This is a genomic window from uncultured Paraglaciecola sp., from assembly GCF_913020055.1.
Classification (GTDB): domain Bacteria; phylum Pseudomonadota; class Gammaproteobacteria; order Enterobacterales; family Alteromonadaceae; genus Paraglaciecola.
Genome location: NZ_CAJWCF010000156.1, coordinates 1 through 6,149 on the forward strand (window position 1 = coordinate 1; position 6,149 = coordinate 6,149).

Sequence of the window (6,149 nt, forward strand, 5' to 3'; positions counted from 1 at the left end):
GAAGCGAGGGCGCATTATAGAGAGAACAGATTCCTATGCAACCCCTAATTTCAAATTTGTGTTTAAGTGCGCAAAAATCAATCAGAAACTAGGAAATCACCCTGTTTTTGGCTTGAATAAGTAAAAGGATTACTGATACTTAGTCTTACTGTTTGCGAAAACCTCATAAATGAGTACCATAAGTGCGCTTTTATTCTTATAACCATAAAATCTTTTTAGGTAGAGTCACATGAATCCATCTTTTGTTTTGAATATTTTTATCACAGTCATTTTCGCTATTGTTCTATATATCATTTTACCCCTCGTAGCATCGGATATGCCCAATCACATATCAGCAGCCATAGGTGTTTTAGTGGGTGGCTTATTGGTACCCGCATTATTGAATGCGTTTTCATCTTCTACTTCATCAAGTGATGAAGGTGATTCTTCAGACGTTTCAACACTCTATGTTGGAAACCTTCCTTATCGTGCAGATGAAGAAGCAGTACAAGAACATTTTGAACAACAAGGCAATGTTGTGTCGGTACGGTTAATGAAAGATCGTCGCACAGGGAAAAGGAAAGGCTATGGCTTTGTTGAAATGAATGCGAAAGGGGCAGCCAAAGCAATCAAAAACTTGAACGACTCAACTTTTCAAGAACGCACTTTGAAAGTTCGGTTAGCTAAAGAGAAGGTTGAAGAGCAATAGTCTTCATTTAGATATAAAAAAGGCCAGCTAAATGCTGGCCTTTTTTATATCTCTAACAAAAACTTAAGATTGGTTTTCTGGTTGATAACCAATAGGTAGGTTGTTTACAAGTTTTTGATTAAACTCATTGAACCGGTTAATAGCAGAGATCAAATCTGGCGTGGCGACATCTTCACCTAATCTATTAATCAATTCATTAATTACATTTTCATAAGACTTACTATCTTCCAACTGGAGTCTCGAGCCATCTATCACATTCAATAGTTTATCTAGGTAATCTGCAATTGGCTTAACGGCTTTAGCAGGATCACTGTCTACGCTATCTTCATCAAATCTAGATACGGTTTCATACGCTTTGATAACTTGTGTATTTTCAATCTTCGTTAACTGCAAAGCAAAACTAGACAACTCCTGCTCGTCAAAACCTAATTCTAGCGCTTGATTGAATGCAGTTTCTATATCTCCATTAAAAAACTCTTCAGCTAGCTCATTAGCGTCAACGACTAATTGCCCAATGGCTTTAAGTTCATCTTCATCTAATTCACCATTAACTGAAAACGAGAATGAGTTCTCCTGATAAAAAACTGTATTTTGTTCAATGACATTAACATCAGATTTTACTTCACCTGTCTGTTCAACAGCGAGATCAGGCTCTGCAGCATCAATTACTGGTATTGTAGTTTCAGAAGCCGCTATCGGCGCACTGTTATCCTTTGCTGATTCCGGCAAAACCACCTTGTCGTCAGCCTTAGTTTCTTGAGTAAGTTGTTCAACCTGTCTTTGATTAAACTCAAATTGCTGAATATCTTCAAACCTAATATTCACTCTATCGCCATCTCTAGTTCGAATATTCAGTTCACCTGATTCTTGTTTTTCGTAGGATACACTGGAGGCGTTGGTTACAGATTGAGTCGATTCATTCAAGTCTGAAGCTTGCGGATTAAAAATGTCACGTTTGAGATTGGCGATGCCATCTTCAATTAAACTTTTGCTTTGACTGATACCATTCGCAATTTCTTCATTTAAAAATCCAGCTAGATCCTGCTCTGCTAATTTTATGCCTCTAAGTACGCCAGATGTAGCCTGTTCAAATAGGTCACTTAGCTCACTGTCATCAGCGCCTTTATTTTGGGCGTTTTTAATTGCACCGCCGACAAAATTGAGCACATTTTTGGCTATCTCTTCAAAATCGAATAGAGAACCTTCAGATTCTTTTGCAACAGGTGCAGAAAAGTCTGGCTTACTCCTATCAACTTCCAAAGTATTGCTTAGCGCATTCGAATATATCCGTACACCCAGAAATGTGCTGGAACTGAATTGATCTACTCTTTGTGACCCTTGGTTATTTTGCCCGCTAATAGCTTGCTTTAAACCAGCCTCACGGAGTTGATTTTGAATACTGTTTTCATTGCCCAAATGTTGGGGCTTATCACCTAAAAAGGCTTTTAATTGACTAATGTTCATGGCAGATACCTCACTATCCTCAACTAAGCCTATCGGCCCATACTCTCTAATACTTTAATTAAATTTGCATAAAAATCATACGAGCAAGAAGGTTTAACTTTTCTTAGATATTGCAGAATGAGTCAAAACACTTTAAGTTGCGCGTTTTTACCCCCTAATGATTGAGGCAAAACATGCGGCCAACTGAGATTCAGGCAGACAATTATGTTGAACAGCTGAACAACAAAACCAATTTTATTAAAGATAGTTTTGCCCAGCATCCAATGCCCGAATTAGAAGTATTTGCATCTGAGCCATTACAATATAGATTACGTGCAGAATTTCGACTTTGGCATGACGGTGATGACCTTCATCATGTCATGTTTGACCAAACCACCAAACAAAAGTACTACGTCGAGCATTTTCCTCCAGCCAGTCAACTGATTAATGATGTTATGCTTGATTTGACCTTATTACTTAAAGTAAACGAGACGGCGCGCAGAAAACTATTTCAAATTGATTACTTAGCCACACTAAGCGGGGAAATCATTGTTTCTTTGCTTTATCACAAAGCATTAGATGAACAATGGACAGAGGAAATGCAGAATATTCGTTCTGTATTAAGAAAAAAATACAAAATAGATATTATTGGCCGAGCAAAGAAGCAAAAAATCATTCTTGATAAAGATTATGTAACCGAAAAATTGACAATAAACCAACGTAGTTTCACGTTCAAACAAATCGAAAACAGCTTTACCCAACCTAATGCACTGGTCAACATCAAGATGATTGAATGGGCATTAGATATTACTCAGAATAGTCAAGGAGACTTACTCGAGCTGTATTGTGGCGCGGGAAATTTTTCTGTTCCCTTGGCGCAAAATTTTGAAAAAGTACTGGCCACTGAAATATCTAAAACCTCAGTGGCTGCTGCGCAAGATAACATTGCACAAAATAGTATCGACAACCTAAAGATTATTCGTATGTCGAGTGAAGAATTTGTTCAGGCGCAACAAGGTGTGCGTGAATTTCGGCGTTTGGAAGGAGTTAACTTGGCCGATTACCAATGCAAAACAGTCTTAGTGGATCCGCCTAGAGCTGGCCTAGATGAGAGCACTGTAGAGATGGTTAGTCAGTATGAAAACATTGTGTATATTTCATGTAACCCAGACACACTAAAACTCAACTTAGACACATTGTTACTAACCCACACCATCACACGATTTGCGTTATTCGACCAATTTCCCTATACGCATCATGCAGAGTGTGGAGTATATTTACAAAAGCGAAGTTAATTCGAGGTTTGTTCGGTTTTAGCCTGCAAGGCACCATTTACAACAAACCTTAGTTGTTGTTTTACGCGCTCTGCAACATTGGCTTTTTGTTCATCCGACGCATCGAGAGCTTCGGCTCCAGCACTAAAAACTAATTTCACCATAGCTTCTGCTTGTAGATTAGCAATGTTATACGGCAAGCCTGTAGTGGCAATGGTGTAATCAGTCAGTTCTACGTTAAAGTGTTTTATTTCGCGCAGTACTGCAGCCCTAAAAGCCATTGACGTACCTGTGTGTTCCCGCAGCAACAACCGAAAAACATTGTTATTGGCGGTAATAAACTCCATAAAAGTATCGACTGAAGTATTGATAACGCCGCCACCTGAAGCAATCCTCACCCTAGCTTGACGCATCAACTGGCGCAAAGCTAAACCAGCTTCATCAACTAATGTTAAGCCTAACTCGTCTATATCTTTAAAGTGTCGATAAAAAGAGGTGGGTGCTATGCCAGCTGCTCGTGCAACTTCTCGCAGACTAATACTCGACAAACTACGCTGTTCATCTAATAGTAAAAACGCCGCTTCAATAATAGAACGTCGGGTGCGTAATTTTTGTTCTTGACGGTTCAATAGCTAAAACCTGTTGTTGGTGACAAAATTAATATTTGTTAATTCTATCCTGAAAAAAGTAAAACACATACCGGAGAAATTTAACTCTATGTACATATCCCCAAACCACTTCAAAATGCGCTATCCAGAACGACTTGAGCACTTCCTTTAGGGTGAGTTTTAGAGTGGTTAGTTATTTAGCACTTGCGTAACGCAAAAGGCAACGTAAAATAGCGTACACATGTAAGCTGAAATTAATATTTAAATGAAAAAACCACGACTGTTACTCACCAATATATTGGTTTTTACTATTACTGGCTTAATAGCTACCGTATTAGTGCCTATTGAAGCACTGATAAATGGTTTCGATGCCTTAGAAATTATTGCGTGTGTCGTTCTAATCTACTTTTCAGGTATGTCTATTACTGCTGGCTATCATCGCTTATGGTCACACAAAGCATATCAAGCCAATGTATTTGTCAGAGTAGTGTTAGCGATCGGTGGCGCAATGTCGTTACAAAATAGTATCTTGCACTGGTGTTCAGATCATCGTATTCACCACAAACATGTAGACGATAACGATCATGACCCATACTCTGCCAAAAAAGGTTTTTGGTATTCACATATAGGTTGGATGTTAAGGGAATACCAAATTCAACGTTATGATGACTACAGTAACTGCCGCGATCTTCAAAAAGACCCTGTAGTAATGTGGCAACACAAACACTATTTGAAAATCATGCTTAGCGCTAACTTTGGTGTTCCACTATTACTCGGCTGGTTGAACGGCGATATTTGGGGCATGTTATTACTAGCCGGGGTTTTCCGTCTAGTGGTGGTTCATCACGTTACTTTTTTCATCAATTCTCTGGCCCATATATGGGGAAAACAGCCTTATACAGATAAAAATACCGCGCGAGATAACGATATTTTGGCTTTCTTTACTTTTGGTGAGGGTTACCATAATTTCCACCATATATTTGAATACGACTACAGAAATGGCATTAAATGGTGGCAATTTGATCCAACAAAATGGTTAATCAAAGGGTTATCTCTTGTTGGCTGGACCAGTAACCTTAGACGATGCCCAGAAGAAAGAATAGAAAAAGCTAAGGTAGCCATGCAGCTCAAATTAGCTAAAGAAAAAGTATCGAAGTTGGCAAATGCAGATGAAATATTAGCCAAAGTGCAAATTGAGTATGAACTGCTTGCACAACGCATGACCGATTATTATGCGGCAAAAAAGCAGCTCATGGAAATCAAGAGACAAAGCTTGAAACGCAGCTATGAAAATCTTGAGGTACATTACAAATACAAAGAGTTAAAACAAAGTTTAGCCATACAAAAACAAAAATGGTTACACCTAAATCAGTTTGACTTCTTGCCGGCCTTGACTGAATAACAATACTCAACATTAAATTTTTTAAGGTCTCATTTTGAGGCCTTTTTTGTACAAAAAAACAATTGGGAGCGTGTTACGATGAGAAAAATGGACATTATCTCTGAAATCAATAATTGTACCGAGTGCGCCCACTCATTACCTTTTTCACCTAAACCTATCTTGCAGTATTCAAACACTGCAAACGTTATTTTAATTGGTCAGGCACCAGGTATCAAAGCGCATCAAAGCAACACTCCATGGAATGATGCCTCAGGAGATAGGCTACGATTGTGGTTAGATATGCCAGAACAAATGTTCTGCAACAAAAACATCTTATCTATTGTTCCCATGGGATTTTGTTACCCCGGAAAAAGCAAGTCAGGTGATTTACCACCTAGGCCAGAATGCGCGCCGAAGTGGCATCCATTATTGGTACAACAACCTACATCCAAAGTTATTCTTTTAGTCGGTAAGTATGCGCAAGATTATTATTTAAGAGATAAAAAAACGTTAACTGAGCGGATTAGAAATTGGCGTGATTATCAGGTGCAATACCTACCATTACCTCACCCTTCACCAAGGAATAATATTTGGTTAAAAAGGAATAGTTGGTTTGAAAACGACATACTGCCGCAAATGAAACAATGGCTAAAAACTAAGATAAAGAATAATTAATCAGAAGGCTATGTTTGTATTAACTGTTGTTGAACACTAAACATACTGTTTTTATTGAACTTTTCATCATTGTCCAAATA

Annotated in this window: 6 protein-coding genes; 4 read left to right on the top strand and 2 right to left on the bottom strand. The window is 38.4% G+C overall.

Translation table 11 applies throughout. The features are described 5' to 3' along the window. The first annotated feature begins 229 nt into the window (after nucleotides 1-229). Complete coding sequence (locus tag QZ488_RS20720) at nucleotides 230-688, top strand: RNA-binding protein (protein ID WP_293752324.1); 459 nt, start codon at nucleotides 230-232, stop codon at nucleotides 686-688. A gap of 63 nt (nucleotides 689-751) precedes the next feature. Here the strand turns inward: QZ488_RS20720 and QZ488_RS20725 are convergent, their stop codons facing one another. Beyond that, the gene (locus QZ488_RS20725; protein WP_293752325.1) at nucleotides 752-2,152 is read right to left on the bottom strand and encodes a DUF5610 domain-containing protein; all 1,401 of its coding nucleotides are present in this window, start codon (nucleotides 2,150-2,152) and stop codon (nucleotides 752-754) included. Between the two features lie 173 nt (nucleotides 2,153-2,325). Here QZ488_RS20725 and trmA point away from each other — a divergent pair, with 173 nt between their 5' ends. After that, nucleotides 2,326-3,426: a tRNA (uridine(54)-C5)-methyltransferase TrmA gene (gene trmA, locus QZ488_RS20730; protein WP_293752327.1), complete on the top strand. Its 1,101-nt coding sequence runs from the start codon at nucleotides 2,326-2,328 to the stop codon at nucleotides 3,424-3,426. Here trmA and fabR read toward each other — a convergent pair. Then, nucleotides 3,423-4,034, bottom strand: coding sequence for an HTH-type transcriptional repressor FabR (fabR, locus tag QZ488_RS20735; protein WP_293752329.1), 612 nt, complete (start codon nucleotides 4,032-4,034; stop codon nucleotides 3,423-3,425). The genes trmA and fabR overlap by 4 nt on opposite strands. Before the next feature lie 244 nt (nucleotides 4,035-4,278). Here fabR and QZ488_RS20740 point away from each other — a divergent pair, with 244 nt between their 5' ends. Then, nucleotides 4,279-5,415 carry a fatty acid desaturase gene (locus tag QZ488_RS20740; protein ID WP_293752331.1) on the top strand — a complete coding sequence of 379 codons (1,137 nt, stop codon included), beginning with the start codon at nucleotides 4,279-4,281 and terminating at the stop codon, nucleotides 5,413-5,415. A gap of 87 nt (nucleotides 5,416-5,502) precedes the next feature. Continuing rightward, complete coding sequence (locus QZ488_RS20745; RefSeq protein WP_293752333.1) at nucleotides 5,503-6,069, top strand: uracil-DNA glycosylase family protein; 567 nt, start codon at nucleotides 5,503-5,505, stop codon at nucleotides 6,067-6,069. Nucleotides 6,070-6,149: the final 80 nt, after the last annotated feature.

Excerpts from the sequence above, each read along its gene's own strand:
- QZ488_RS20720 (WP_293752324.1), top strand. The coding sequence starts at position 230 with ATGAATCCATCTTTTGTTTTGAATATTTTTATCACAGTCATTTTCGCT.
- QZ488_RS20725 (WP_293752325.1), bottom strand. The coding sequence starts at position 2,152 with ATGAACATTAGTCAATTAAAAGCCTTTTTAGGTGATAAGCCCCAACAT.
- trmA (WP_293752327.1), top strand. The coding sequence starts at position 2,326 with ATGCGGCCAACTGAGATTCAGGCAGACAATTATGTTGAACAGCTGAAC.
- QZ488_RS20740 (WP_293752331.1), top strand. The coding sequence starts at position 4,279 with ATGAAAAAACCACGACTGTTACTCACCAATATATTGGTTTTTACTATT.
- QZ488_RS20745 (WP_293752333.1), top strand. The coding sequence starts at position 5,503 with ATGGACATTATCTCTGAAATCAATAATTGTACCGAGTGCGCCCACTCA.